The sequence below is a fragment of the Aminivibrio pyruvatiphilus genome, assembly GCF_004366815.1.
Lineage (GTDB): Bacteria > Synergistota > Synergistia > Synergistales > Aminobacteriaceae > Aminivibrio > Aminivibrio pyruvatiphilus.
Map to the genome: position 1 here is coordinate 255,014 of NZ_SORI01000001.1, position 25,783 is coordinate 280,796.

Below are 25,783 nucleotides of genomic sequence, written 5' to 3' on the forward strand. Positions count from 1 at the left end.
GACAGGAGGAGCCATGGAACAGGAACGGAATGAAGTTCGGGAAGACCTGCGCGAGGAAACCGATCTCTCTTCCGCCCCCGCGCCGGATGGCGGAGGACAGGATGCCGGTGGACAGGGGACTCCCGAAGAGACTCCCTCCCTTTCCCTGCTGGATGCCATCCCGAAGGAGACGGCGGACGAGCTGTGCTCCCTCTTCTCCTGCTCCCGGGAGGCCCTTGAAGTCATCCTCCAAAGCACCTCCGGAGATCCGGCCAGGATCCTTGCCCTGGTCAGTGCCCTGACCCCCGAGTATATCGCCGTCAAGGCCCGGTTCGACGCCCGGAAAAGGGGAGAGCTGGGGGGTGCACTGTGTTTCGTGGCCCGGGGCAACACCGGCGAGATCCTGGACGAGAGCTTCTGGGTCAGCGGAAAGAGCCTTCCGGAAACTTTCGACATCGATGCAGGCTGGGAGTCCGTTCGAACGGCCATAGCCACCATAGGGGGCACTCCCGACCGAAATCTCTACACCCGCATGCTCAAGGCGGCCAAGGCCGTCCTTTCCCCCACTGCCGTCAACAAGCTCTACCAGCCGCAGAACTCCCGGGCCGTGAAGGATGAGATACTTTCCGCCCTCGGAGAAGCCTTCGCCGAAATCGTCCATTACGATCTTGTCTACGACCTGAGGACGGAGATCTTCAACAAGGCACGGCTTGAAGCCGGGGGAATCACCCTGGAGGACAAGCCGAAGGAGGCCCCGGCCCGGGAAGAGGAGGGCGAATCGTCGGCTCTCGGCGCCCTGGGAACGGTCCAGGTGCTCTGCAGGCCGGTCCTTGACCCTGTTCACGGCAAGGCGGTCTCCGACCTCAAAAGAGGCGATATCGTCATGGTGGGACTCGAAAAGACGGGCGGTGTTTCCGCCATAATATCAAAGGTTTTCGAACGGTCCGGGGATACTCCGGCTTTCCCCGTCCTTTCCGTGGAAAGGCTGCCGAGCGGGCAGCTTCTCGTGAAGCTCCACATCAGCACGGGCATCGAAGGGGTGCTGAGGGCCGGAACCGACCTGAAACTCAAAACGGGCGGCACGGCGTCGGGGAAGACACAGGGAAAGGACGCGCCTTTCACGGTCGGAAAGGTGTTTACGGGAACAGCGATCTTTCTGCTGCTCGCCGTTATCTTCTATTTCCTCTTCGGACGGTAGGGGGTGCCTTTTTGGTCCTGAAAGCCTCGGATGCCGAACTCTGGGATGAATATCTCCGCACGGGAAGTTCCCGGGCCAGGGAAAATATAGTCAAAAGGTATCTTCCCCTCGTCAAGTACGTGACTGCCAGGATGGCCGTCTCGCCTCCGTCGGGGCTGGACTATGACGATCTTCTCAGTTTCGGCGTATTCGGACTTCTTGACGCCATTGACCGGTTCGACGTGTCCAAGGGGTTTTCCTTTCAGACCTTCGCCGTTCCCCGAATCCGGGGGGCGGTGCTTGACGAGCTCCGGAAATACGACTGGATCTCGAGGACGGGCAGGGAGAAGCTCCAGCGCCTGGGAAAAGCCATGGAGACTGTCCTCCAGGACAGGGGAACCCTTTCGGACCAGGCCCTCATGGACGCCCTGGGAATGGACGAAAAAGAATACAGGGAGACCCTTGAACTGTCCAGCAGGAGCTACATCGTCTCCCTCGACGAAGTGCTCTCCCTGGAGGACGGCGACGTCAGCAGGGAAGGAATCATACCCGACGACGGTGAAAGTGCCGCCGACCTGCTGGAGGATGAGGACGAAACGGTCCGGGTGGCGGGCGCCCTGAAAAGACTGCCTGAACGGGAAATGCAGGTCATTTCGCTGTATTATTATGAAGGACTGACACTCAAGGAAATCGGGAAGGTACTGGGAGTCACCGAATCCAGGGTTTCCCAGATTCACGGCAAGGCCCTCGCGGCCCTTCGGGGGATTCTCGCAGCGAAAGGGTAAGGAGAGCATCACCGGCAATATCCCGGGACTGTGGGGAGTTCCGGGAATCGGAACAGACGAGGCGGGGCGGCGCGGCAGCACTGCGGTTCGCGGAAATGTCCCGGCGCCAGGGAGGGTAAGGGATGGCAGACGACAGGTTTCATCTTGAATTCAGGGAGGACGGAGTCTATCTTTCGGCGTCCGAAGGAGCTGACTATTCCATGCCTTCGGTGGTGGGTTTTCTCAAATCGAAGGGCGTGGAAAACTACAACGGCGACGCGGTGATGACCTTTCTCTCCCGGAAGGACGGCGTTCCCGCCAAGGTGGCGGAGAGAGACCCGGAGCAGGAAAAGGAAGCCTCCCTCGAAGTGAAGATCTCTTCCGATGCCATGGCCGCCGAACTCTGGATCGAACCTCCTTTCGGCGACAAACCCTGGCCCTCGGTGGACCAGGTCGTGGAATTCCTTTCCGCTCAGGGGGTTGTCGAGGGAGTGGACAGGGGGCTTGTTTCCGAAGTGCTGTCCGAAAAAAAAGCAAGATCCTGGACCGTTGTAGCCTCCGGGACTGCGGCCATCGACGGGGCTGAAGCCGACTTCGACTACAAGGTCCAGTTCGGGTCCGCAAAACCGAAGGAAGAAGACGAATCCGGAAGGGTAGACCTCAAGAACCTGAGTTCGGTGACCGTGGTGATGAAAAACCAGATGCTCGCCGAGAAAATTCCGGCCACCGAGGGTATGGACGGCGTCACTGTCAAGGGCCTTGTTCTCAAGGCAAAAAAGGGCAAGGACCGGCCGCTGCCGGCAGGAGCCGGGACCTACGCTTCCGAGGACGGCATACATCTCTTTTCCCTTATCGACGGAAACCTTGTCCTGAAGGGCGGCAAGCTCCACGTGGTCCCCGTCTTTCAGGTGGACGGAGACGTGGATTACAGCGTCGGGAACATCAACTTCATCGGTGCCGTCCTGGTCAACGGGGCTGTCCGTGAGGGGTTCGAGATCGTTTCCTCCGGCGACATTGAAATCCGGGGCGTGGTGGAGGGAGCCCACCTTGCCAGCAAGGGAAGCATATCGGTTACCGGCGGCATCCGGGGCATGAACAAGGCGAAGATCGAGGCGGACGGCAATATTACCGTCGGCTTCATCGACCAGGCCCATGTCCGGAGCGGCCAGAACATCACCGTGACCAACGCCGTTCTGCACAGCGACCTTGCGGCTCACGGCAACGTCACCGTCCTCGGCGGCCAGAAATCCCAGATCGCCGGAGGAAAAGTGCAGGCAGGTCTCGAAGTGCTCTGTCTCACCCTGGGCAGCGAAATGGGAACCAAAACGGAAGTTGTGGTCGGCGTGCTCGCCGAACTCACGGAGAGAAAGAAGCACCTCCTTTCTCTGCTCGCCGAGTCCGAGGAAAAAGGCGAGAAGATCGAGGCGAACCTCTCCTTTTTGAAGAAACTGGAAGCTTCGGGCCAGCTTGACGAAAACAAGCGGGCTCTCATGATCAGTCTCACGAAGGCCAAGTTCCAGCTCCAGAGCCAGCTTGGAAGCGCAAAGGACGAACTCCGGATCATCGAAGAGCAGATGGAGAACAGCAAGACCAAGGGATGTGTCCGGGTGAAGGGAATCTGTTACCCCGGGGTGACGGTCTCCGTCCGGGGCCTGACATACATAGTCCGGGAAAAGCAGCAGTTCTGCTCTTTCGTCTATGACGGAGGAGAAGTCAAGGTCAAACCCTTCGACTACTGAACGGAAGGAAGGTGAACGACCGTGGTGACGCCAGTGAATATGCAGCTCGCCCACTGGAATCTCGAGCATACCGCCCAGCAGCTCCGGGATCCGTCCGCCGCTGCGTTTCAGGCCGGCCGCCAGGGAGAGGGTGCGGCTGCGGCCGTGCACAGGGACAATTCCGTCCAGGGGGCGGAGCAGTCCGCCGAGGAAGAACGTCTCGGGGCGAAGAAAAAGAGGGACACATCGGAAAAAGACGGCAGAAGAGGCAGAAGAAACCTGTCACCCCGGAACGGGGAGGAAGGGGACGACGACGCCCGGCCCTCTTCCGGGGAGGAAAAGGGACGGCTTGATTTTTACGCGTGAACGGACATCCCTGAAGGAGGAAAAGGTGTGGCATCCCAGGCAGCAGGCAAAAATATCGGGTACGTGCTCGTGGACGGAACGGAAGGGACTTTTCGGGGAGCCGTCCTTGTGACGGACTTTCGGGGCATTCCTGCCGACTTCCGGTACACTGACCCCATAACCCCTTCCAAAATCGAAAAAATCCTCTACGGGAACGCCCTCGACGTCTACATCAAGGAAGAACTGATCCTCGAGAGTCTCGTGGGAGCTGTGGAGGTCCCCCCGGTGCTGTGGATCTGCAGAGACGGGGATCTTCTGGACCCGCTGGCGAAACTGGCCAAATCAAAGACGATCCTCCTGGCCCCCACGGCGAGAGCTCCTCTCGATGCCACGGGGGATATGGAGAAGCAGAATGATCCGGGGTCCTATATCGTTCAGGCCGACGGGGTCAGCGCCCCGCTCCGCTTTACCCTGCCCGGGCAAAAGGGCAGGGAGGAGGATGCCAGGTCGGCTGCCTCCATTCTCGTGGAGGCAGCCGCTACCATGGACCTTCTGGAGCCCTTTTCCCGAATGGGGAAGGCCATGAATGCCCTGGGCGAGGAAAAGAGTGGATCTTGACCGGCTCCGGGAGAATATCGCCAGGCTTTTTCTCGGGAAGGTATCCGTCCGTTCCTGGCACCCGGAAAGAGGCGGCGTTGAAACCAGATCTCTGAAACGGAAGACGGACGCCCATGCTCTCAGGCCGCCCCGGAGGGTGCTGGGTACGGTCCTGTACGGAGCGGCCATGGAGTCCATGGTTTCCGGAGGCGTCCTTCCTCTGCCGGAAATGGCCGAAAGGGCCCGGCCGGAAAAAATAACCCTCTCCGTCAGGCCTCCATCGGTGTACGGGTGGAGAAGAGAGGAGACCGGCGGAAGAACACCGGGAAAAATGGAACCCCTGAAAACCGGTCCGGCAAGAAAAGGACTGCGGCTGGCGGCAGGTCTTCCCCAGGAAAGGGAAAACAGACTGCCCCACGCCCGGGGAAAAATCCGGTCACGGGAGGGGGAGATCTCCCTCGCCTTCTATTATCCGGTCATCCAGGACGGTGTGGCGAAAAGTATTCTGAACAAAGAGAAAGGAACGCTCCTTGTTTGGTATAATTCCTACAGTCGAGCTTTTTCTTCCCGGGGCCTTCTCCTTGTCCGCCTGCTGCGGCAGGGAGGGGGGCTCGAATGGAGATGGACCGAAATACAGTGACACAGCCAAACCTGCGGAGGTGGTTTCTACCGGAAACATTCAGCACCACGGCGTTTCTTTTTTCCAGGAACATACATCCTGATCCAATACTCGTGGAGGGTAGAAAACCGCATGGCAGATGAAAGAAAAGCAGAAAGCACCCCCCTCGCTCCCGGGGAAGTGGTGACCTGTACGGTGGAACAGATCATGCCCTACGGCGCTTTTGTCCGGATGAAGACGGGGCAGAGGGCCATGATCCACATTTCGGAGCTTTCCCACAGCTTCGTGAAGAAGGTCGAGGACGTTCTCTCCCTCAGCCAGGAAGTCCAGGCGAAGGTCATCAAAATCGACGAAAAGGGGAGGATCGACCTCTCCCTCAAGAAGATGGAGGCCCCGAGACCCGCTTCCGCCTCCAGGGGCTCGTCGTCCTTCGGGCCGGCCGCGCCTGAGGACACCAGGGACTCCTTCGAGAAGAAGCTGTCCAACTACCTCAAGGCCAGCGAGTCAAAGATCGCCGACCTGAACAACAAGCTCAACAACTCCAGGGCGGCGAAGAAGAGAGGCAAACCGGCGAAGTGAACCGGCTGAACGGAAAGCTTTCAGGGGGGCGGATCCGCCCCCGTTCCTTTTTTGAGCCGCCCCGAGCGGAGGACCTTCCGACCGTCTCACTCCAGATGAAGGGACGAAAGTTTGACCCTGGAATGGTCATCGGCACCGCCCGCCGGTGCGTCTTTGGTCTCCCGTCCGTCATTGTCTGCAGTCCCCTCCGGGACGGGAAGCCCTTTCCTACCACCTTCTGGCTCACCTGCCCCCACCTTGTGAAGCTGTGCGGCGCCCTGGAATCGGAGGGAGCCGTCGCGGAACTCGAACGGCGGAGGATGGAGCGTCCTGATCTGTGGACGGAATACAACCTGTTCCATGCCAGGCTGCGCCTTCTCCTGGTGCAACCCGCCGCCGCACGCTTTCTTCGGAAATACCGCCGAGGAGTGTGGGATACCCTGCGACGCGGAGGGGCGGGAGGAATCGACTATCTCTCCCGCGCACGGGGCGGGGCGAAATGTCTCCACCTCCAGGCGGCATCGTGGCTTGCCCTCGGCTTTCATCCTGCGGGAGAGTTCCTGCACAAAGCCCTCGTTCCCCTGCACTGCGCGGCGCCGGCGGCCTCCGGATGCGTCCGCCGCTGCTGAAGACATTCACCCCTGAAAGGAGACACCTCCATGTGGAAGGGCAGATTTTCCGAAAATACCGCCCAGGCAGTCCAGAAATTTACCCAGTCTCTCGATCTCGACTGGGCGCTCGCCTCCTATGACATCGACGGGAGCATAGCCCACGCCAGAATGCTCGGTTCGGTGGGCCTGATCCCTGCGGACGAAGCCCGGCAGATCGAGGACGGGCTCAGCAGGATCAGGGAAGAAATCGCCTCCGGGGCCCTCGTCCCCGCCCAGGAACTGGAAGACGTGCATATGAACATCGAAAGCCGCCTTATCGAACTCCTCGGTCCTACAGGGGCCAGGCTCCACACCGGGCGGAGCAGGAACGACCAGGTGGCGGTGACCATGCGCCTCTTCCTCCGCGACCGGCTTCACCGCATCGGTTCCGGGATGGACGCCCTTCTTGCCGTGCTGCTGGAACGGGCCGCCCGTCACAGGGACATCATCGTTCCCGGCTTCACCCATCTCCAGCAGGCTCAGCCCATCTCCATGGGGCACTACTGGATGGCCCACTTTTCCGCTTTTTCACGGGACTGCGACCGGCTGCTCTTTGCCCTTGAATCTCTCCGGGAATGCCCCCTCGGTGCGGGAGCCCTCGCCGGGTCCACCCTCCCCCTCGACCGGGAGATGACCGCCCGGGAACTCGGCTTTGCCCGTCCCACGAGAAACAGCCTCGATACGGTGGCCCAGAGGGACTACATGGCGGATTACCACTCCTTCGCCGTCACCTTCGCCACCCACTGCAGCCGGCTCGCCGAGGACTTCGTCATCTACTCCTCCCGGGAGTTCGGATGGCTTCTTCTCCCCGACGCCTTCTGCACCGGCTCGAGCATGATGCCCCAGAAAAAGAATCCCGACGTCCTGGAACTGCTCCGGGGCAAGACAGGACAGATCCTCGGCCATTTCCTCGACCTTCTCGTGACGCTGAAGGGTCTTCCCATGACCTACGACCGGGACCTGCAGGAGGATAAGCGGGGGCTCCAGGCCTCCCTGAGGACCGTGGAGGACATGCTGGCCGTTCTGGTTCCCCTCCTGTCGGCGGTGGAAGTGGACGGGGAAAAGGCCGCTGAGGGAATGAACGACGGATTCCTCCTGGCCACCGATGTGGCCGAATACCTCGTCGCCAGGGGCGTTCCGTTCCGGCAGGCCCACGGAATGGTGGGGGGCCTGGTGAAGGAATGCATCGCCCGGAAAAAAGGGCTGTTCGATCTCACCCGGGATGAATGGAAGGCACTTCTTCCCGAAGCCGGGGAGGATTTGTTTCCTCTCCTCTCGCTCCGCTCGGCTGTGGAGCGGAGGAACACCTACGGGGGCACGGCCTTCGACCAGGTGGCGAAGCAGATTGAAGAAGGAAAGACGTTCCTGGAGAGCTTCAGGGAATCTGTCGAACGCTAGAGATATTAGAGATAGTTCCCGTTCCGGATGAGGCTCGGCCTCTGTTTGTCATCCTGAACGGCCGAAGCGGTCTGTCATCCCGAGGAGCTGTTTCGGCGACGAGGGATCTCGTTTTTAGTTTTGCCGGATTCAAACCCGAGATCCCTCGCGGTCGCTAGGGATGACAACAAGAGCAACACCGAAATCCTCCCCCTCCGGGTATGCTGCGTGATCGCATTCGCTCGGGATGATAACCTTGATAATAAAAAAAGACTATTTTTTAGAACAATCGGTTTTTCGGCTTGACGCCCTCCGATTTTTGTGTAAAATAATCACTTGCGCACGCCGGAAAGAGTCGAGCCGTTAGCTCAGATGGCAGAGCACCGGACTTTTAATCCGGGTGTCGTGGGTTCGACTCCCACACGGCTCACCAGTTTTACGGTCCCATCGTCCAGTGGCCTAGGACACAGCCCTTTCAAGGCTGTGACACGGGTTCGAATCCCGTTGGGACCGCCATTTTTTTATTACGTGCCGGTGTAGCTCAGTTGGCAGAGCAGCGCACTCGTAATGCGCAGGTCTCCAGTTCAAGTCTGGACACCGGCTCCAGTAACAGCAAGGGTTCCCGAAAAGCTCGGGGACCCTTTTTTGTTTTCTGTATGTCACCCGTGTGTACCAGCCTCCACATAGCTTCCAGTATCCGTTCCTCCGGAAAACACCTCTTCAAATCAGAAGGGCATCCTCATAGTACCGTTGCATTGAAAAAGACCTGCGGCAAGCCTCTTTTCGTGCTATCATCGTCGTATCAAAAAGTCCGCTCTTCGGAGGCTATTGTGCCCAGAAAAAGAATACTCCTCGTGCGCCATGGAAAGACGGAATGGAACGGTCTCTCCCGTTTTCAGGGAAAAAGCGATATTCCCCTCAATGACGAAGGAAAATGCCAGGCTGAGCTGCTGGCGGCAAGGCTGGAAGGCTGGGAGCCTGCCGCCGTCTTTTCGAGCCCCCTGTCGAGAGCCCGGGAGACGGCGGAAATTATCGCCTCCCGCAATCCCGGAGTATCTCCTGTCCTCCGTGAGAATCTGGCCGAGATGGGGTTCGGCACCTGGGAAGGCCGTTCGCTCCATGAAATAGAGTCCGCCGACCCCGAATCCTTCTGCCGGTGGAAAGAATCCCCCTTCGAGTGTCCCCCTCCCGGGGGCGAGACCTTCGAATCTGTGAAATCAAGGGTGAGATCCGCCCTGGACGAAATTCTGTCGAAGGACGGGGACAGGACGGTGGCGGTGAGCCACGGAGGAATACTCAGGATGATGCTCGTTCTTCTGCTGGATCTGCCCCCCCGGCAGGTCTGGAGAATGAAAATCTCCAACTGCTCGGCCACCGGTATCGATGTGGGGAAAAGAGGGTCCTCCCTTGCCTTTCTGAACGACGACCTGCACACCAGGATGTCAGGGTCGGATCTGAAAAAACTGCCTTTTCCTGTTTAGACTTCTCTTTCTGTTGCTGATACAATGAACCGAGTTGCGGAACAAAGGAGGCGCTGGGCAATGCCCGACCGGGAGCAGAATGCGCACACCATGGAATCCCATCTCTTCCCCGGAAAAACGGAGGAGGAGGACCGTAACGTCCCCGGAAGAAGGGAACCCCGGGGTCATTCCGGCAATGAAAGAAACCTTTCCCCCGAAAGAGAAGAAGAATTGTGGCGAAGGCTCTCATCCCAGGGCGACGAGGACGCCAGGGACGAGATCATTGTCGCCTATCGGCCCCTTGTCTTCTGGCTGGCCCGGAAATTCCGGGTTCGGCCCTCCTCTTACCAGGATCTCATCCAGGAGGGAATGGTGGCGCTGATACGGGCGGTGGACAAGTTCGAACCCGAACGGCATCTCCGGTTCACCACGTATGCCTTCTACCGGATCAAGGGACAGATGGTGAACTTTCTCCAGAGGAGCGAACTCAAGGCCCCTATTCCCGTGGACGAGGAGTACCTCATGCCTGAGGATTCCTTCACCCCCGATTCCTTTGAAACCCTCATCGCCGTTTCCGAGGAAATGCACCGTCTTCCCGCGAAGGAGGAAGAGATGGTCCAGGCCCTTCTTGTGGAAGGTCAGGACGCGAAGGAAGTGGCCAGGAAGCGGGGCATCGACATCAGCCATGTATACCGGCTCAAGCGGAACGGTATAGCGAAGCTCCGCAGGTGGCTCGGTCCGGAGGGAGACGCCACAAACAGGGCCTGAGACGGGATAAGAGTAATGCGGAAAAGACTTTTATCCCCGGGGGGAACTGACAGATGGAAAAAAAGATCGCCCGGATCACCCGTTGGCTCGACAGATGCGCAAAAGCATGCTCTGCCAGGTCGTGGCAGAGCGCCCTGCTTGACATGGAATGCGCCAAGGCAGAACTTGACGAAGCCCGGAGCGAACTTTGGGCCAGGGCCGAGGGAGGTTCCCAGGCTTCTCCCGTGATACGCAAGGCGGGGCGGTTGACATTGACTGCGGCGCTGGGGCTTTTTCTCGTCCTTTCGGTTGCCGGGCCCCTGGCAGTCCAGACAGCCAGGGAGGCGGTGTCCATCGCTTCAGGCCCCTCCCTGGAGTGGGTGTCCACCGATGAAAAGGCCCTTCTTTCAGCTCTCCGGCGGAGCCTGAGCGACGCAAACCTGGCCCGTCTTTCCGCGGAACCGGGAGATAAAATCAAGCATCGGGAACCAGCAATAACAGCTGCCGCAAGGCCTTCGGACAACAGGAGAAATCTGTCCGTCCTCCAGGGGCGGGAAAATGAAAACCTGCAGAATGGCTCCTCTTCCGGCAGGGAATTTGATACAATAATCACTCTGGTGCAGATCGGGCAGAAGGCGCTTCGGGAAAGAGAGTCCGCGATTCGTTTCGATGCCCCGTAACGAAGATTTTTCTCAATTTCCGGAAGGAGAGATCGTGCGTGAATGAACATCTGAAAAAAACGTGGCGGATCCTGCTGTTCCTCTTTGTGGTGCTCCTGCTGCCGAATGTTGCTGCATCCGCTGCAGAACCGCTGGTTTCTGCCCTTGGCGTGGACGGAAACGACCACGTGGTGGCGGAACATATCCTCGGGGTCGTGGGAACCCGGGTAGGGGAACCCCTGAGCAGGGAGCAGCTCCAGTCCGACGTGGAGGCCATTTACAATCTCGGTTTCTTCTCCTTCGTGGACATCAACCTGCAGAGCATAGCGGGCGGAATCGGCGTAACCTACATCGTCAGGGAGAACCCGGTGGTCGAACAGATCACCTTTTCCGGCAACAACATCTACAAGGACGAGGATCTCCTGAAGGTCGTTTTCACCATGCCCGGCACGGTTTTCAACAGGGTCTTCTTCCGGAACGACCTTGACCGGATCCAGGAGAAATACCACAAGGACGGCTACGTCATGGTCAAGATCGCCGACGTTGTCGTCGAAGGCGGCCTTATCGACGTGAAGATCGTGGAGCCGAAGGTCGGTAACATCATAATCCAGGGAAACAGGAAAACGAAAACGAAGGTCATTGCCCGGGAGATCAAGCTGAAGAAGGGGGATCCCTTCAACACTACAATCCTTAGGCATTCTCTGAACAAACTCCAGAACAAAGGTTTTTTCGATGACGTTAGTATCGGTTTTGAACCGGGTGAGAATGAAGAAGAGACCGATATCATTCTAACGGTCTCGGAACAAAAAACTGGACGAGTTGGTCTTTCAATCAGTCATGGAACAGAAAGCGGCTGGTCGGGCGGCTTGGCTTACACGGATTCAAACTGGAAAGGGCTGGGGCATATTGCGGAAGTGGGTTTTGAAATGGGAGATAACGAACAGTATTGGATTTCCTATGCTGAGCCATACATGGACTCGCAGAATTTTGCCTGGAAAATAGGTTTCTCTAAACGAAAATGGGAAGACCGATACTATTATCGCCGCGGAGTGAAGCAGCTAAAATATGACGATGATGTCAAAAATATCTACCTCGGAGCGGGGAGAAAATTCGGCCGGGATGAAAAATTCAGTTGGTTCCTTACTCTGGATTGGAAAGACGTAGACGCTTTTAATTTCAGAGAAAGAATCCACCCAGGGATCGAAGATGAACTGACGAGGGGAAAAATTTTTGCTCTCATCGGAACTGTATCCAGAAACAACACCGATCCGTACCTTAGCTATTCTAAGGGGGATATCATTGATTTTAATATTGAACAAGCTCTTGAGGCGCTCGGAGGGGAGTACAGCTACACAAAATATTGGCTCCAGGCCAGGTACTATACTCCAGTAAAGGGGCTTGGTGATCTTTTCGACAGGCAATTCGGTGACGAGGACAATCCTGCCATTTTTGCGGCCCGGATAAGGGCAGGCTTCTCGTCTGGTGATGTTCCTACAGCAAGCCTCTATTCTCTTGGTGGTTCAAGTACGTTAAGAGGCTATGACTCAGGATATTTTCTTGGGAGTGAGATGTTTCTCGCAAACTTCGAATTACGTATTCCAATCGAAAAGGCCTTTAGCTTTGTTTTATTCTATGATGCAGGAAATGCATGGAAAAATCCTTGGGACACAAATGGTGGTTCGTTTAGTCTTTCAGATCTCCATGATTCATGGGGAGTGGGTGTCAGGGTCAAGACTCCTTTGGGGAATTTTAGGCTTGACCATGCCACAGGTGAAGATGAATCTAGAACGCATTTTAGCTTCGGGGAAATGTTCTAGGGGAGCGGAGGGCGGAACGCGGTGTCCCCGACAGGGACAGTAATCGGAAACAGCAGAATTTTCATGAGGGCTGTGGCGGTGCTGATCCTCGCCGCAGCCCTCCTTTTTCCGGGGCCGGCCAAGGCGTCCGTCGTCATTGAAGGAGCCCCCCCCTGGCTCAGGGAAAGGATGGAGCGGAGCGCCGCCTCGGTGTGGGCGGAAATCCGGCAGGGCGGCTCTGCCTCGGCGAATGACAGTCTCCGCCTGCTTTCTCTTGTAGCGGAGCGTGTTTTTGCAGGGTTTGATGTGGCGGATTCCTTTTACCGGGGAGAGAAGGCCGTTCTGCAACTCAGGCCCCAGGAAGGAACGGCACCCTGGAAGGTGGAGATCTTTACCCCCCAGCTGGCTTTTCCCGTGGACGGTTGGTTCCGGGAGGATGTTTCGGGACTCGGAGAAAAAATCGTAAGTCACCTGGGTCACCTTCCAGTGGATGCCCTTTCATGGGCTGACGGTTCCCTCAAAGAGCTCATCGACACGCTGTGTTCGCCCCGCCTCCCCGGCTGGAGCGCCTCCCTGCTTGTGAGGCTCGAAAAGGAGGGGCCCATCCTCAGGGTATCCTTTGTTCCCAAGCCCCCCTTTGTCCTGGCCGTGGTTCCCAGGGTCTCATCGGATACCCTTCCGGTGATGCTCCGGTCCGACCTGAACGAAAACATCCTGCGCACCCTTTCTCCGGTGGTGGGGCTGCCCATCGAATGGGTCTCCGTCCACAGGGGCAAGGTGGAAGAAATGGCCGCCGGATCGCTCCGGCAGACGAATATCGTGGGGAACACCCGGTCGGCGGTGGAGGTTTCCTTCAAGGCTGCCCAGATTGCCGCAGCCGACGCCTTCGTGGACAGTCCGAAGTACTCAGTCCGGGCCTGGGTGGCCGCCTATGCCGGATCCGACACGAAATATCCGGAGATCGGTCTCCACATGGGCCGGAAATTTCTCCCCGTATCGGGATGGGACATGGAGTTGTACGGCGAATGGATCCTGTCCGCCAATGATTTTTCCCTCGAAAGCCGGTGGGGAATCCGCTGGAGTCCCTGGAAAAATATCCTTGCCGGCGTTGAACGAGCTTTCCCCGGGAACGTCACCTGGTACCGGATCTGGATTGAAGGCGGCGTTCGGGCTCCCTATCTCTGGTGGCGAATCAGCGAAGACGGAGATCATCACGTGGGTGCGGGGTACAGGCTGAATCAGCGGATTTCACTGGAAATTCACTATGATGGCCGTGACGAGGACAAGGTCAGCATCAGGGCGCTGAGCGACCTCTGAGCGACGGAGCAGAAAGACGGAGAGATCGTATGAAAAGTGAAAAGAAATCCTTGGGAGATATTGCCCGGTTACTCGGAGGAACGGTCATCGGCGACCCTGCGGCGGAATTGAACCGGGCGGCATCGCCTGCAGGGGCTCTCGCAGGCGATATCTGTGCGGTGTGGGAGGTCCGGGATCTGGAAAAAATACAGGGCGGGGTTCACATCCTTGCTTCCCCCGATGCCTTTGTCTCACGGTCCGGACTGACCGGTATTTCGGTGAAGGACCCCCGGGCAGCCTTTCCGGTCCTTCTTTCCCTTTTTCAGCCCGTTCGAAAGGGCAGAGGAGTTCATCCGTCAGCGGTGATTTCTCCCGGCGCCGTTGTGTCTCCCGATGCCTGGATTGGCCCTCTCTGCGTAGTGGAAGACGGCGCCGTGATCGGGGAAGGTGTCCGGCTCCGGGCCAATGTCTTCGTGGGAGAGGGATGCGTCCTTGGCGCAGGGACGGTGGTCGAACCCGGCGCGGTTCTCCTCGAAAAAGTCCGTACCGGAAAGGACTGCCTCATCCACGGCGGTGCGGTCCTCGGGTGCGACGGTTTCGGAATTCTCCCCGCCGCGGAAGGGAACGGGCCCGTTAAAATCCCCCAGCTCGGCGGCGTGGTTCTCGGCGACGAGGTGGAAATAGGAGCTTGCACCACCGTGGACAGGGGGACCCTGGACGACACTGTGGTGGGCAGTTTCACCAAGGTGGACGACCACGCCCATATCGCCCATAACGCGGTTATCGGAAAGAACTGTATCGTGGTAGCCATGACGGGTATCGCCGGAAGCGCCGTTCTCGAGGACAACGTTATCATGGCGGCAAGGAGCGGTGTGAAGGACCATGCCCGGATCGGCAGGGGAGCCACCGTGGCCGCCAACGCCGGGGCCATCAAGGATGTGCCTCCCGGGGCCGTGGTGTCCGGATTCCCCGCCCGGGACCACCGGGAGAACTTCCGGGTTCAGGCGGCCCAGCAGCGCCTCCCGGAACTGCTTCTTCGGGTCCGGAAGCTCGAACAGGCTGTGTTCTCTCCGGATGAAAGCCGCCCCGAAAAAAAGAAGAACGGGGACGGAAAGTAATGGAATACCGGCGGCTGACCCGGGACATTGTTTTTTCCGGTAAGGGGCTCCACACGGGGGAAGACTGCCGTGTGACCCTGACGCCGGGAGTTCCCGGAGAAGGGGTGACGGTGGACCGGGGGCGGGGTTCTTTTCCCCTCGAAACCTGCTCTTTCTCAGGAACCGGGCGGGGGACGGAAGTCTTCCTTCCTGCCGGGCAGTCCGTGAAGACCCCGGAGCATCTTTTCGCCGCCCTCTACGGCCTCGGCATCTGGTCCGTCCGCATTTCCGCGGAAGGGCCCGAAATTCCAGCCCTGGACGGCTGCTCCGCCGCCTTCACGGAGGCCCTTCTGGCAGGCTCAAGCCCGATAGCGGAAGGGGAGGAACAGCCGAAGCCATTCGCCCCTTCAGTGCCCCTGGCAGTGGAGGATCCGGCGCGGAATGCCGTTCTTTTCGCCTTTCCTTCCTATGAGCTGTCCCTTTCTTACGTTATCTCCTACGAGGGGACTCCCATAGGAACCCAGGCGTTCGACTTCCGCCTTTCCCAGGAAAGCTTCCGGTCCCTTCTCGCTCCTTCCCGCACCTTCGCCCTGGCGTCGGAAGTACAGGCCCTTCTCGACCGGGGGCTTGCGAAAGGAGGAAGCCTTGAAAACGCCGTGGTGGTGGGAGAAACATCCGTTTCCGCCGCCGGAGGGCTTCGGTTTCCCGACGAGTTCGTCCGCCACAAGATTCTTGACCTCCTGGGCGACCTCTATCTTCTCGGCCGGCCTCTCCGGGCCCGGGTGGTCGCCCTGAGGGCCGGTCACGACCTGCACTGCCGCCTCGCGGAGAGGCTGATGTTTCTGTCCCGTTCCAGACATTCCCGAAAAAAGGAGACGAACCATGTTTGACATCCAGAAAATCATGAAGTTCCTTCCCCACAGGTACCCCTTCCTTCTCGTGGACAGGGTGCTTGAAATCGACGAACAGCATGCCGTGGGCATCAAGAATGTCACCATCAACGAGCCCTTCTTCCAGGGGCATTTCCCCTCGGAACCGGTCATGCCCGGTGTCCTCGTCCTCGAGGCCATGGGACAGGTGGCGGCCATGATGATGTCCGCCCGGCCCGGAAGTGAAAATCTCATCACCTTCCTCACCGGGGTGGAGAAGGCGAAGTTCAGGAAGCCGGTGAAGCCGGGCGACCAGCTCGTCACCACCGCCGAGATGGTAAGGCTCCGGGGAAAGATGGGCAAGGTCCGCACAGTGGGCCGCATCGACGGGGCTGTGGCCGCCGAGGCGGAGTTCAGCTTCGTGGCCGCCGAAACCCTGGCAGCCCCTGCGGGGAAGGAAGAGGCGGAAAAAGCATGAGCTTTATCCATCCCACGGCTCTCGTTTCTCCGGGGGCCGAACTCGGGGAGGACGTGACCGTCGGCCCCTACTGCATCGTCCAGAACCATGTAAAAATCGGGAACGGTACGGTACTCTCCTCTTTCGTCACCCTCCTCGACTTCGTGGAGATCGGCGGCAACTGCCGCATCGCCCAGAACGCCGTAATAGGAGGCGAACCCCAGGATCACGGCTTCAAGGGGGAGGAATCCTGGGTCAGAATCGGCAGCGACGTCATTATCCGGGAAAACGTCACCATCCACAGGTCCACCGGCGAAGGCACCGCTACCGAGGTGGGCGACGGCTGCTTCATCATGGAGGGCGTCCATCTGGGACACAACGTGGTCATCGGGAAGAACGTCACCATGGCCAACAAAGTGGGCATGGCGGGGTTCTCCTCCGTGGGCGACGGGGCGGTCCTGGGCGGCATGGCCGGAGTCCACCAGTTCGTCCGGGTGGGGAAGCTGTGCATGATCGGCGGCCTGTCCAAGATCGTGAAGGACATCCCCCCCTTCCTCATGGCGGACGGACATCCGGCGGGCATTTTCAGCCTCAACAAGGTGGGAATGCGCCGGGCGGGGTACGACGGTCCGGCACGGGCGGCGGTGAAATCCTTCTACGATCGCCTGTTCCACGGCGGGCTTCCTTTCCGTAAATCCCTGGAGCAGCTGGCTGCTTCGGAGGAAGGAATGAGCGGTGCCGCCCGGGAAATAGTCGAATTCTGCACCGGGTCGAAACGGGGGGTCTCCCTGTGGCACCGGCACCACAGGGGAGGAGAGGACGGGCATGACGATCAGGCTCCTGGCGCTTGACGTGGACGGCACTCTCACCGACGGGGGCGTCTACATGAACGGGCAGGGGGCCGAGTTCAAGCGGTTCGATATCCGGGACGGCATGGGGATTGTCCGCCTCAGAAAGGCCGGAGTAGAGATCGCCCTGATCAGCGGGCGGCATTCGGCGGCCACGGAGCAGCGGGCCCGGGATCTCGGCATCACCCGCCTCTGCAACGGCGTGGCCGACAAGATGCCGGTACTTGCCGCCCTCGTGGAGGAGCTGGGGATAACCTTCGCCGAAACGGCCTACATGGGTGATGACGTGAACGACGTGGAATGCCTCCGGGCGGCGGGCCTGGCCCTGGTTCCGGCCGACGGCGTGCCGGAGGCCCGGGCGGCCGCCGATTACGTGACTTGTTCCCCGGCGGGAAGAGGGGCCGTCCGCGAGGCAGCCGAACTCATCCTCGCCGGAAACGGAGGGCTGTGACGTGGCGGGAAAGGGCAGGACCTTCGGTCTTCTCGACAGGTACATTCTGAAGGAGCTTTCCGGCTCCTTTCTTTTCGGCGTCACGGCCTTCACCATGGTGTTCGTGGCGGGGGACCTGCTCTTCCAGGCGGCGAACCTCATGATCGAGCAGGGGGTCTCCCTTTCGGTGGTGACGCGGCTCTTCGTCTATCGCCTCCCCGAGGTGGTGGCCATGACCCTTCCCATGGCGAGCCTGCTGTCGTCCCTGCTCACCTTCAGCCGCCTGTCCACGAACAGCGAACTCGTGGCGCTCAAGGCGGCGGGCATCCCATTCCACCGCATTCTCCGTCCCGTCTTCCTCGCCTCCATACTGGTGGGCATCGGGGCCCTTGCGGGCAACGAAACCCTGGTCCCATTCTCCAACAGGGCGGCGGAGAACCTCATGAAGTTCGAGGTCATGCGGGAGAAACCGTCCCTGCTCAAGGAAAAAGTCTTCCTCCGGGAGGAGAGCAGGGGGGTCCTCCAGCGGGTGATCTACCTGGACCAGCTCAAGGCCCGGGAGGGCACCATGAAGGACGTGATCATCCAGGAGTTCGAGGGTGGGCGCCTCAGCCGCATTTCTTTGGCCGACAACGGGATCTGGGGGGACGGTGAATGGTGGCTTCAGGACGGGCAGGTCTTCGAGGTCACCCGGGAAGGGCGGGTCAACCCCCTTCTCCGGTTCCAGCGCCAGAAGCTCCAGCTGAACCTGACCCCCGCCCAGGTGGAAAAAGCCTCCCGCAAGCCCTCCGAGATGAGTTCCACGGAACTTCTCGTCCAGATTGCACTCCTCTCGAAGGAGGGCCGGAACCTTGCCCCCCTCAAGGTGATGTTCCATCTCCGGCTCGCCCTTCCATGGGCAAGCGTGGTTCTTGCCGTCCTCGGCGCCAGCCTGGGAGTCCGGTCGAGCAGGGCGGGCCCGGGGATCGGCTTCGGCCTCAGCGTCCTCATCGTGTTCGCCTATTACGTCACCATGTCCTTCAGCCGCGCTCTCGGCGAAGCGGGATACCTGTTCCCTGCCATTGCCGCCTGGATACCAAACGTGGCATTCCTCCTCGTGGGGGGATACTTCGCCCGCCGGGCAAACGGCTGACACGCTGAAAGGATTGATCTCATGAAAAACATGCCAGGTCCCGCCGCTCTCATCGCCGGAAATGGAGCCCTTCCGGAGGAAACCGCCCGGCAGATGGCCGGATCGGGGATGGACGTCACCGTCTATTCCTTTCCGGGCGGAGCGGAGGACCGGTTCCCCTTCCTTCCGGAGGACCGGGTGCTTTCTCTCCTCTCCCTTCCCGGAGGGGACGGGAAGCTGAGCCTTCAGGCCCTCCTTGCCGACCTCAGGAGCAGGGGTATACGGTCCGTCTGCATGGCGGGGCTCATCCCCAAGACGATGATGTACGGTGCCGCCGCTGACTCTTCTCTGCTCGGCATGCTCTCTTCGGACGGGAACGATGATCACAGCCTCCTGGGCCGCATCGTGGGTGCCTTTGAGAGCTTCGGCCTCCAGGTTCTCCCCTATGCGGGATTCGTAGGTGAAAGCCTGGCCACGGAAGGTTTTATTGCGGGCCGGGAACCGTCAGGGAAGGAGCGGGAGGACGTGAACTGCGGAAAGCGGATTCTGTCCGTCACCCTTCCCCTCTCCTTCGGCCAGTCCGTGGTGGTGGCCCGGGGCGCGGTGGTCGCCGTGGAAGCCATGGAAGGCACCGACGAAATGATCCGGCGGGCGGGCGCTCTTCTTTCGGGAGCGCCCGGCGTGGTGGTGAAGATGATGCGCCCCGACCAGGACATGCGGTTCGATCTCCCCACCGTGGGGACGGGAACCCTCCGGGCCATGGCGGCAGCAGGACTGACCTGCCTTGCCGTGGAGGCCGGGCGGACCATCATCCTGGACCGCCCTGAATTCGCTTCCCGGGCTGAGAGCCTGTCCATCGCCGTGGAGGGCATCATTCCGTGACACCGGCCGGGCGGGGGATTTTTTTCAGTTGCGGCGAGGTCTCCGGAGACGGGTATGCCGCCGCCGTTCTGGAAGCCCTGCGAAGGAGGGGATTTTCAGGCCCCCTCTTCGGCATGGGGGGATCCCTGGCCGCAGGGGCGGGAGCGGAGATCGTCTCCGACTCCAGGGCCCTTCACCTCATGGGCGTGGCGGACGTCCTTCCGGCCATTCCCCGGCTTCTCCGGCTCAAACAAAGCCTCGTCGGCCTCATCCTCTCCCGGCGGCCCGGTGCCGTGCTCCTCATCGACAGCCCGGACTTCCACCTTCCCCTCGCCGCCTCGCTCCGCAGGAGCGGATGGAGGGGCCCCATCGTGTACGCCGTGCCTCCCACGGTGTGGGCCTGGCGTTCGGGGAGGGTGAAGAACCTCCGCCGGGACACGGACCTCTGCCTCCCCCTGTTCCGGTTCGAGCACGAGTATCTTCTCAAGGCCGGGGTCAATTCGGCATGGAAAGGGCATCCCCTGGTGGACGAATTTTCCTCCCCCCTCCCGAAGGAGACTGATCCGAAACAGATCGCCCTCCTTCCGGGGAGCAGGCGGTCCGAAGTGGTCCGCCTTCTGCCCCCTCTGAAGGAATGCGCTTCCCTTTTGAAGGACAGGGGATACCGTCCGGTGTTCTCCATCGCTCCCGGAATGCCGGAAGATCTCAGGAACCGCCTCCGGGACGAACTGAAAGGCCATGAAACCTGGGAAGGCCCCGGGCGGGATCTCCTGGCGTCGAGTGCCGCGGCGGCGGGGGCGAGCGGCACTGTGGCCGTGGAGGCCATGATGCTCGGCAGATTCATGGCCGTTCTCTACAGGGGAGGCTTTCTCTCATGGCTCGCCTGGAAGACCCTGGTGAAGACGCCCCGCATTTCCATCCCCAACCTCCTTGCGGGGGAGGAGCTGTACCCCGAGTTCATCCAGGGCAGGGCCACGGGCAGGAACGCCTTCTCGGCCCTTCTGGGCTTCCTGGAGGACGAGCGAATCGCGGAGCATGTCCGGGCGGGCCTCCTGTCGGCCAGAAGTGGCATGGGATTCCCCGGGGCCGTGGATTTCTGGGCTGAGCACCTTGAAGCCCTGGTTTCGGGACAATCGGCCTTCCAGGGGAAAGGCGGTGACCCATGAAGTCCATTCTTCTCCTTGCCAACGGCCCGGGAGAGCTCTGGGGGTGGGTCCGGCCCGTGGCGGCGGAACTGAAGCGCCGTTCCCGGAAGGTCTCCCTCCTTCTCCTTCCCTGCCAGTTCGCCTCCGGCGAGGAGCGAAGAGTGGCGGAAAGCCTCGTCCCTGACGAACTCCGGGGGCCTTCGGGTCTCGCGGGAACGCTGAGGGACGCACTGTCCCTGGGCCGGACGGCGGAGGCTGTCCTTCAGCTCGGGGGTGACCTGGTCTGGGGGCGGATAGCCGCCGGGGCTGGACGGGCCCCTCTTTTGTGCTATGCTTACGGCAGAAAAAACGGCCTGTCCCGGTGCGACAGGGTTTTCACTGCCTTTCCTGCCATGGCGGAAGCCATGGGGGAAAGGGTACGGGTTGCCGGAGACCTGGTCAGGGATTCACTTGCCCTTGACGGACCCTTTCCTTCGGGTGAAGGTGAAGACCGGTCAGTCCTGTTTTTTCCCGGCAGCCGGGCCGCCATCCGGGAGTTTTCCTTCCCCTTTCTCAAGGAAATGCTCCCTTTCCTGAAGAAGAACGCTCCGGAATGGCGTTTCCGCATCGTCCTCTCCCCTTTTTCCACGCAAGGCGAGGAGGCAGTGTGGCAATCCGCAGGCTTTTCCACTGCCAGGGGAGCCGAAGCTTTCCGGGGAGCGGGGTTTGCCGTCACCCAGCCGGGGACCAATACCCTGGAACTCATGCACAGGGGAATTCCCTTCTGCGTGCTCGTTCCATTCGCTTCTCTCCGGAAGGTGCCCCTTCCGGGGCTTCCCGGGCTGATCGCCTCCCTTCCGGGAATCGGGCCGAGGTTTCGTGAGGCGGCGCTCAGGCGCCGGAGGAGAAAAATGGAGCTTCTGGCCTGGCCGAACCGCCTCGCCGGAAGGATGATGGCGGAAGAATGTATAGGGGACTATTCCCCCGAAACGGCGGCGGAGGCGGTGATTCCCTGGCTTCGGGACCGTTCCAGGCGGGACACCCTCCGGGACGCTCTCGGGGAAACGGCCGCATCCGCACCCTCCGGCGCCGCCGCGAGGATCGCCGACGAAACAGAAAGGATGACTGTCCGGGTATGAGCCTGATGACAACGCAGCAGGGCGGCGAAAGCCCGGGAAAAAAATCCGTCTACCTTCGGCTCCTTGCCAGCGCACGCCCCTACCGGAAACGTTTTTTCTGGGCGGTGGGGTGCATGCTCCTCGCTTCGGCATGCAACGTGGTCCCTCCCTGGCTTCTCAAAAACGTGGTGGACGACGTCCTCATCGCCCGGAACCTGGCCATGCTCAACGCCCTCCCCTTTCTCCTGGTGGGCCTCTTCGCAGGAAAGGGCATCGCCTCCTACGGCCACCAGTACCTGATGAACTGGGTCGGACAGAACGTGGTCATGGACCTCCGCCTGCGGCTCTACGACCACCTCCAGAGAATGTCCCTCCGGTATCTCCACGGAAACCGCCTCGGGGAGATCATGTCCCGGATCACCAACGATGTGACCATCCTCCAGAACCTGGTCACCTCAGTGGTGGTCAACCTTGTGGTCCAGTCGGTCACTTTCCTCGGCATGGTGGGGTTTCTCTTCTATATCAACTGGAAGCTCACCCTTATCACCTTCGCCATCCTGCCCCTCACGGTGCTGATCCTCGACCGGGCGTCGAAGAAGCTCCGGATCGTGGGGCACGCCATCCAGAGCGAACTCGCGGGACTCTCCGCCGTGGTGCAGGAGGCCTTTTCGGCGGTGCGGGTCGTCCGGTCCTTCGCCACGGAGGACCTGGAACTTTCCCGATTCCGCAGAAGCAACCGGGAAAACTTCAGGGCGGTGATGCACGGCGTCCAGGTGCAGGCGGCCCTCGCCGCCATCATCGAGCTGGTCCTCATCGCCGCCCTGGCCCTCATTCTCTGGCTCGGCGGAAGGGAAGTGGTGGGAGGCGGCCAGACACCCGGAGAGCTCATCGCCTTCCTGGGGTACCTCGGTTTCCTTGTCCAGCCCATCCGGGTCTTCACCTCCGTGGTCAGCTCCATGCAGCTCGGCCTTGCCGCCGCGGAGCGCATCTTCAGCCTCCTGGACATTCCCGGGGAGGTCGAATCCCCGGTGAACCCCGTCCCCCTGGGGGTGCTGGAAGGGCGTGTCACCTTCCGGAACGTCACCTTCTCCTACGCGGAGGGGCAGCCGGTCCTCAGGGATATCTCCCTTGAAATCGTCCCGGGGGAAAAGGTGGCCCTGGTGGGCCCGACGGGCTCGGGCAAATCCACCCTGGCCGACCTCATCCCCCGGTTCTACGATCCAGACAGCGGAACCGTCCTTGTGGACGGCGCGGACCTCCGGCGGGTCAACCTCCGGGAACTTCGGAAGCAGATCGGCATCGTCCCCCAGGAATCCCTCCTGATGAAGGGGACCATCGCCTTCAACATCTCCTACGGCCTGCCGGAACTTTCTTCTGAACAGATACGGGAGGCCGCGGACATCGCGGGGATCCTCTCTTTCATTGAATCCCTCCCCGAAGGGTTCGAAACCGAGGTGGGAGAGCGGGGCGTCACCCTGAGCGGAGGGCAGAGGCAGCGCATCGCCATAGCCCGGGCGGTGGTCCGCGACCCGAGGATCCTCATCCTCGACGAGGCCACCTCCTCCCTGGACCTCGAAGTGGAACGTCAGGTCCAGGAGGCCATGAACCGGGCCATGAAGGGACGGACCTCCCTCGTCATCGCCCACCGCCTTTCCACCGTACGGAATGCCGACCGTATCGTGGTCCTCGACGGCGGGCGCATTGTCGAGCAGGGACGGCACGAGGAGCTTCTCACAGGCGGAGGAATGTACGGCAGGCTCTACCACCTCCAGTTCGACCGGGGAACGGGACAATGAGCCTCCTCAAGAGCTACCTTTCCTTCGCCCGGGGAGAAGCGCCCCTCTCCCCCTGGGGGATCACCTACCCCTTCGGGCTCGTGGCAAGAGCAGTGGTAACCCTCCGGAACTTCGCCTACGACCACGGCTTCGTTCCTCCCGTGGAGCCCTCCCTCCCCGTGATCAGCGTGGGGAACATCACCCTGGGCGGGACGAACAAGACCCCCTTCGTGGAAATGCTCTGCCGCATGCTCCTCGAGGCGGGTATCCCCGTGGGGATTGTCAGCAGGGGGTACGGCGGAACGACCGAGGACCCTGTGGTCCTCTCCTCGAACACCCTTCATGGAAGCGACGGCTTCTGCGCGGACGACATCGCCGCCCTCCGGGGGCTCGTGGGCGACGAACCGCTCCTGCTGGCCTCCCGGCTGCGGGGCGTTCCCGTGGCTGTTTCCAAGGACCGGCTCCGGGACATCGAAGCCCTCTCGGACAGGAATGTGAAGCTCATCGTCGCCGATGACGCCTTCCAGCACCGGCGGATGGCCAGGGATGTGGATATCGCCCTGGTGGACGCCTGCTGCCCCTTCGGGAACGGGTGGGTGGCCCCCGCGGGTATCCTCAGGGAGCCCCCCGCCGAGCTGTCCCGGGCCTCCCTGGTGGTGATCACCAAGTCGGACCAGGTTCCGGAGGAAAAGCTGCGGACCCTGGCGGATGAAATCCGCCGGTTGGTGCCGGAGGAAAAGGTATTCTACTCCAGGCTCTCGGTTCCCACCTGGCGGCGGTGGAACGGGTGCTGGAGCGGAGAGCGATGCGCCGCCCCCCGCACCGTCCTCGCCTTTTCCGCCATCGGAAGCCCTGAAAGCTTCCGGAGATCCCTGGAGCAGCAGGGAATCGCCATTCTCCGGGAACACAGGTTCAAGGACCACCACCGGTACGGCCGGGAGGACATGGAAATGCTGGAGGAGGCCTTCGCCGGGAGCGGGGCGGAAGCCATGACCTGCACCGAGAAGGATATCTACAATCTCCCCACCGACTGGAAACCCTCCCGGGACATCCTCGTCCCCCTCATCTCCACGGAGCTCGACGACGAACCCCGCTTCAGGAAGGCCCTCGCGGAAGCTCTGCGGCCGAGGATCGTGGTGGCGTCCAACGGCTACGGCGAAGACTCCATGGGAGCACTCCTTGCGCGGAAGCTCAGGGAGCGGTTCCCCGCTGCGGCGGTCTCCTCCTTCCCCATCGTGGGCAAGGGGGAGCATTACCTCAAAGAAGGCATTCCCGTGGACTCCGTGCCCGAGGATTCCCCCAGCGGCGGGGTCATCAAGTACCGCCTGTCCGACCTCTGGAGGGACCTTCGGTCGGGTCTTCTCCGCTCCATCGCCCGGCAGATGGGGGCGTGGAAGCGGCTCCGGGGGGCCATCCGCACCCCCGTCTGCGTGGGGGACGTCTACCTCCTGCTCCACGCCCTGTGGGGCCAGGGACAGCTTCCTGTCCTTGTGGCCACCGCCAAGACGGTCTACCTCAGCGGGCACTGGCGGCTCGAGCGGTTTATTATCAAGCACAGGAGCCGCATCGCCTGGACCCGGGACAGGGACACCGCGGAGGAACTTCTCCGGTCCGGCGCCGCCGCCCGGTTCGACGGCAATCCTATAATGGACCTGACCTGTGATAATACTATCGAGAAGGTCTCATGGGGCAAAAAGGGCGGTTTCCGGATCCTGCTCCTGCCCGGCAGCCGCCGGAGGGCCTACGAGGACGTCCGCCTCCTTCTCGACGCCGTGGAACTGCTGAGTGAACGGATGGCCTGCTCGTACCTCATGGTGATCGCCCCCACCCTCGACATGGAGGAGCTGCTGGCCTCCTGCCGGGGCTGGACCTCCTTCGAGGAGGACGGACGGATGGGAATACGGAAAGGAAAGACCTCCATCTCCTTCTTCTTCGGTCCCCTTCCCGCCGTTACCGAGGGAGCCCACCTGCTCATCGGCCTGGGCGGCACGGCGAACCAGGTCTGCGCCGGCATGGGGGTCCCCGTGGTGTCCATAGAGGAGAAGGGGAAGTTCGTGCAGAAAAAGCTCCTCGGCGAATCGGAGCTTCTCGTCCCGGCCACGGCCCGGGACCTTGCCTGCGGCGCGGAGAGAATACTCACCCACAATGAACTCCGCCTCCGGATGGCCAGGGAGGGCCGGGATCGCCTCGGCGGCCCCGGCGCCCTCGACATGGTGGTGGAGCACACTGCGTCTGCCATGGGATGGGGACTGCGGTGCGAAGTGTATTCAATGCTGTCGGAGCAATGGGGCCGCGAATGATTTTGTTGTCCTGAAGCATTTGTTTCTGTCATTCTGAGGTGTTTGTTTCTG

The 25,783-nt window shown here is 60.9% G+C and carries 25 protein-coding genes and 3 tRNA genes; all 28 read left to right on the forward strand.

Translation table 11 applies throughout. The features are described 5' to 3' along the window. Positions 1–13 precede the first annotated feature (13 nt). Complete coding sequence (locus C8D99_RS01090) at positions 14–1,177, forward strand: hypothetical protein (protein ID WP_133955463.1); 1,164 nt, start codon at positions 14–16, stop codon at positions 1,175–1,177. Between the two features lie 11 nt (positions 1,178–1,188). After that, positions 1,189–1,941, forward strand: a complete 753-nt coding sequence (locus C8D99_RS01095) for a sigma-70 family RNA polymerase sigma factor (RefSeq protein ID WP_338024392.1) — start codon at positions 1,189–1,191, stop codon at positions 1,939–1,941. A 122-nt stretch (positions 1,942–2,063) separates the two neighbouring features. Further along, on the forward strand, positions 2,064–3,659 hold the full coding sequence (locus C8D99_RS01100) for a DUF342 domain-containing protein (RefSeq protein ID WP_133955465.1): 1,596 nt from the start codon (positions 2,064–2,066) through the stop codon (positions 3,657–3,659). A gap of 21 nt (positions 3,660–3,680) precedes the next feature. Further along, positions 3,681–4,004: a hypothetical protein gene (locus C8D99_RS01105; protein WP_208321024.1), complete on the forward strand. Its 324-nt coding sequence runs from the start codon at positions 3,681–3,683 to the stop codon at positions 4,002–4,004. Positions 4,005–4,031: 27 nt separating this feature from the next. Beyond that, positions 4,032–4,601, forward strand: a complete 570-nt coding sequence (locus tag C8D99_RS01110; protein ID WP_133955469.1) for a hypothetical protein — start codon at positions 4,032–4,034, stop codon at positions 4,599–4,601. Then, positions 4,591–5,220 (forward strand): hypothetical protein, encoded by a 630-nt coding sequence (locus C8D99_RS01115; protein WP_208321025.1) that lies wholly within the window; start codon positions 4,591–4,593, stop codon positions 5,218–5,220. Before C8D99_RS01110 ends, C8D99_RS01115 begins: the two co-directional genes overlap by 11 nt. 111 nt (positions 5,221–5,331) lie before the next feature. Next, the gene (locus tag C8D99_RS01120; RefSeq protein ID WP_133955473.1) at positions 5,332–5,778 is read left to right on the forward strand and encodes a S1 RNA-binding domain-containing protein; all 447 of its coding nucleotides are present in this window, start codon (positions 5,332–5,334) and stop codon (positions 5,776–5,778) included. A gap of 95 nt (positions 5,779–5,873) precedes the next feature. Beyond that, positions 5,874–6,386, forward strand: coding sequence for a DUF501 domain-containing protein (locus tag C8D99_RS01125; RefSeq protein ID WP_208321026.1), 513 nt, complete (start codon positions 5,874–5,876; stop codon positions 6,384–6,386). 30 nt (positions 6,387–6,416) lie between these two features. Then, positions 6,417–7,805, forward strand: a complete 1,389-nt coding sequence (gene argH, locus C8D99_RS01130) for an argininosuccinate lyase (RefSeq protein WP_133955477.1) — start codon at positions 6,417–6,419, stop codon at positions 7,803–7,805. 336 nt (positions 7,806–8,141) lie between these two features. After that, positions 8,142–8,217, forward strand: a tRNA-Lys gene (locus C8D99_RS01135). A 7-nt stretch (positions 8,218–8,224) separates the two neighbouring features. Next, positions 8,225–8,300 (forward strand) — tRNA-Glu (locus C8D99_RS01140). Between the two features lie 14 nt (positions 8,301–8,314). After that, positions 8,315–8,390 (forward strand) — tRNA-Thr (locus C8D99_RS01145). Positions 8,391–8,614: 224 nt separating this feature from the next. Beyond that, the gene (cobC, locus tag C8D99_RS01150; RefSeq protein WP_166669943.1) at positions 8,615–9,265 is read left to right on the forward strand and encodes an alpha-ribazole phosphatase; all 651 of its coding nucleotides are present in this window, start codon (positions 8,615–8,617) and stop codon (positions 9,263–9,265) included. Between the two features lie 60 nt (positions 9,266–9,325). Further along, positions 9,326–10,012 carry a sigma-70 family RNA polymerase sigma factor gene (locus tag C8D99_RS01155; RefSeq protein ID WP_243833795.1) on the forward strand — a complete coding sequence of 229 codons (687 nt, stop codon included), beginning with the start codon at positions 9,326–9,328 and terminating at the stop codon, positions 10,010–10,012. A 53-nt stretch (positions 10,013–10,065) separates the two neighbouring features. After that, the gene (locus C8D99_RS01160) at positions 10,066–10,671 is read left to right on the forward strand and encodes a hypothetical protein (protein WP_133955481.1); all 606 of its coding nucleotides are present in this window, start codon (positions 10,066–10,068) and stop codon (positions 10,669–10,671) included. A 38-nt stretch (positions 10,672–10,709) separates the two neighbouring features. Then, positions 10,710–12,467: a BamA/OMP85 family outer membrane protein gene (locus C8D99_RS01165; protein ID WP_243833796.1), complete on the forward strand. Its 1,758-nt coding sequence runs from the start codon at positions 10,710–10,712 to the stop codon at positions 12,465–12,467. Between the two features lie 21 nt (positions 12,468–12,488). Next, complete coding sequence (locus C8D99_RS01170; protein ID WP_133955483.1) at positions 12,489–13,763, forward strand: hypothetical protein; 1,275 nt, start codon at positions 12,489–12,491, stop codon at positions 13,761–13,763. A gap of 29 nt (positions 13,764–13,792) precedes the next feature. Then, positions 13,793–14,860 (forward strand): UDP-3-O-(3-hydroxymyristoyl)glucosamine N-acyltransferase, encoded by a 1,068-nt coding sequence (gene lpxD, locus C8D99_RS01175; RefSeq protein ID WP_133955485.1) that lies wholly within the window; start codon positions 13,793–13,795, stop codon positions 14,858–14,860. After that, positions 14,860–15,729, forward strand: a complete 870-nt coding sequence (gene lpxC, locus C8D99_RS01180) for a UDP-3-O-acyl-N-acetylglucosamine deacetylase (RefSeq protein ID WP_133955487.1) — start codon at positions 14,860–14,862, stop codon at positions 15,727–15,729. The genes lpxD and lpxC overlap by 1 nt, the downstream gene beginning before the upstream one ends. After that, positions 15,722–16,186 carry a 3-hydroxyacyl-ACP dehydratase FabZ gene (gene fabZ / locus C8D99_RS01185; protein ID WP_133955489.1) on the forward strand — a complete coding sequence of 155 codons (465 nt, stop codon included), beginning with the start codon at positions 15,722–15,724 and terminating at the stop codon, positions 16,184–16,186. Before lpxC ends, fabZ begins: the two co-directional genes overlap by 8 nt. Next, positions 16,183–17,016: an acyl-ACP--UDP-N-acetylglucosamine O-acyltransferase gene (lpxA, locus tag C8D99_RS01190; protein ID WP_133955491.1), complete on the forward strand. Its 834-nt coding sequence runs from the start codon at positions 16,183–16,185 to the stop codon at positions 17,014–17,016. The genes fabZ and lpxA overlap by 4 nt, the downstream gene beginning before the upstream one ends. Continuing rightward, entirely contained in the window at positions 16,991–17,464 is a 474-nt protein-coding gene (locus C8D99_RS01195; RefSeq protein ID WP_133955493.1) for a KdsC family phosphatase, read from the forward strand. Before lpxA ends, C8D99_RS01195 begins: the two co-directional genes overlap by 26 nt. Before the next feature lies 1 nt (position 17,465). Then, positions 17,466–18,575: an LptF/LptG family permease gene (locus tag C8D99_RS01200; protein ID WP_133955495.1), complete on the forward strand. Its 1,110-nt coding sequence runs from the start codon at positions 17,466–17,468 to the stop codon at positions 18,573–18,575. A 21-nt stretch (positions 18,576–18,596) separates the two neighbouring features. Next, positions 18,597–19,436: an LpxI family protein gene (locus C8D99_RS01205; RefSeq protein WP_133955497.1), complete on the forward strand. Its 840-nt coding sequence runs from the start codon at positions 18,597–18,599 to the stop codon at positions 19,434–19,436. Continuing rightward, complete coding sequence (locus C8D99_RS01210) at positions 19,433–20,581, forward strand: lipid-A-disaccharide synthase (protein ID WP_133955499.1); 1,149 nt, start codon at positions 19,433–19,435, stop codon at positions 20,579–20,581. Before C8D99_RS01205 ends, C8D99_RS01210 begins: the two co-directional genes overlap by 4 nt. Beyond that, positions 20,578–21,678, forward strand: coding sequence for a glycosyltransferase family protein (locus C8D99_RS01215; RefSeq protein ID WP_133955501.1), 1,101 nt, complete (start codon positions 20,578–20,580; stop codon positions 21,676–21,678). Before C8D99_RS01210 ends, C8D99_RS01215 begins: the two co-directional genes overlap by 4 nt. Before the next feature lie 5 nt (positions 21,679–21,683). Further along, complete coding sequence (locus tag C8D99_RS01220; protein WP_133955773.1) at positions 21,684–23,453, forward strand: ABC transporter ATP-binding protein; 1,770 nt, start codon at positions 21,684–21,686, stop codon at positions 23,451–23,453. Next, positions 23,450–25,732: a tetraacyldisaccharide 4'-kinase gene (gene lpxK / locus C8D99_RS01225; protein ID WP_133955503.1), complete on the forward strand. Its 2,283-nt coding sequence runs from the start codon at positions 23,450–23,452 to the stop codon at positions 25,730–25,732. The genes C8D99_RS01220 and lpxK overlap by 4 nt, the downstream gene beginning before the upstream one ends. Positions 25,733–25,783 lie beyond the last annotated feature (51 nt).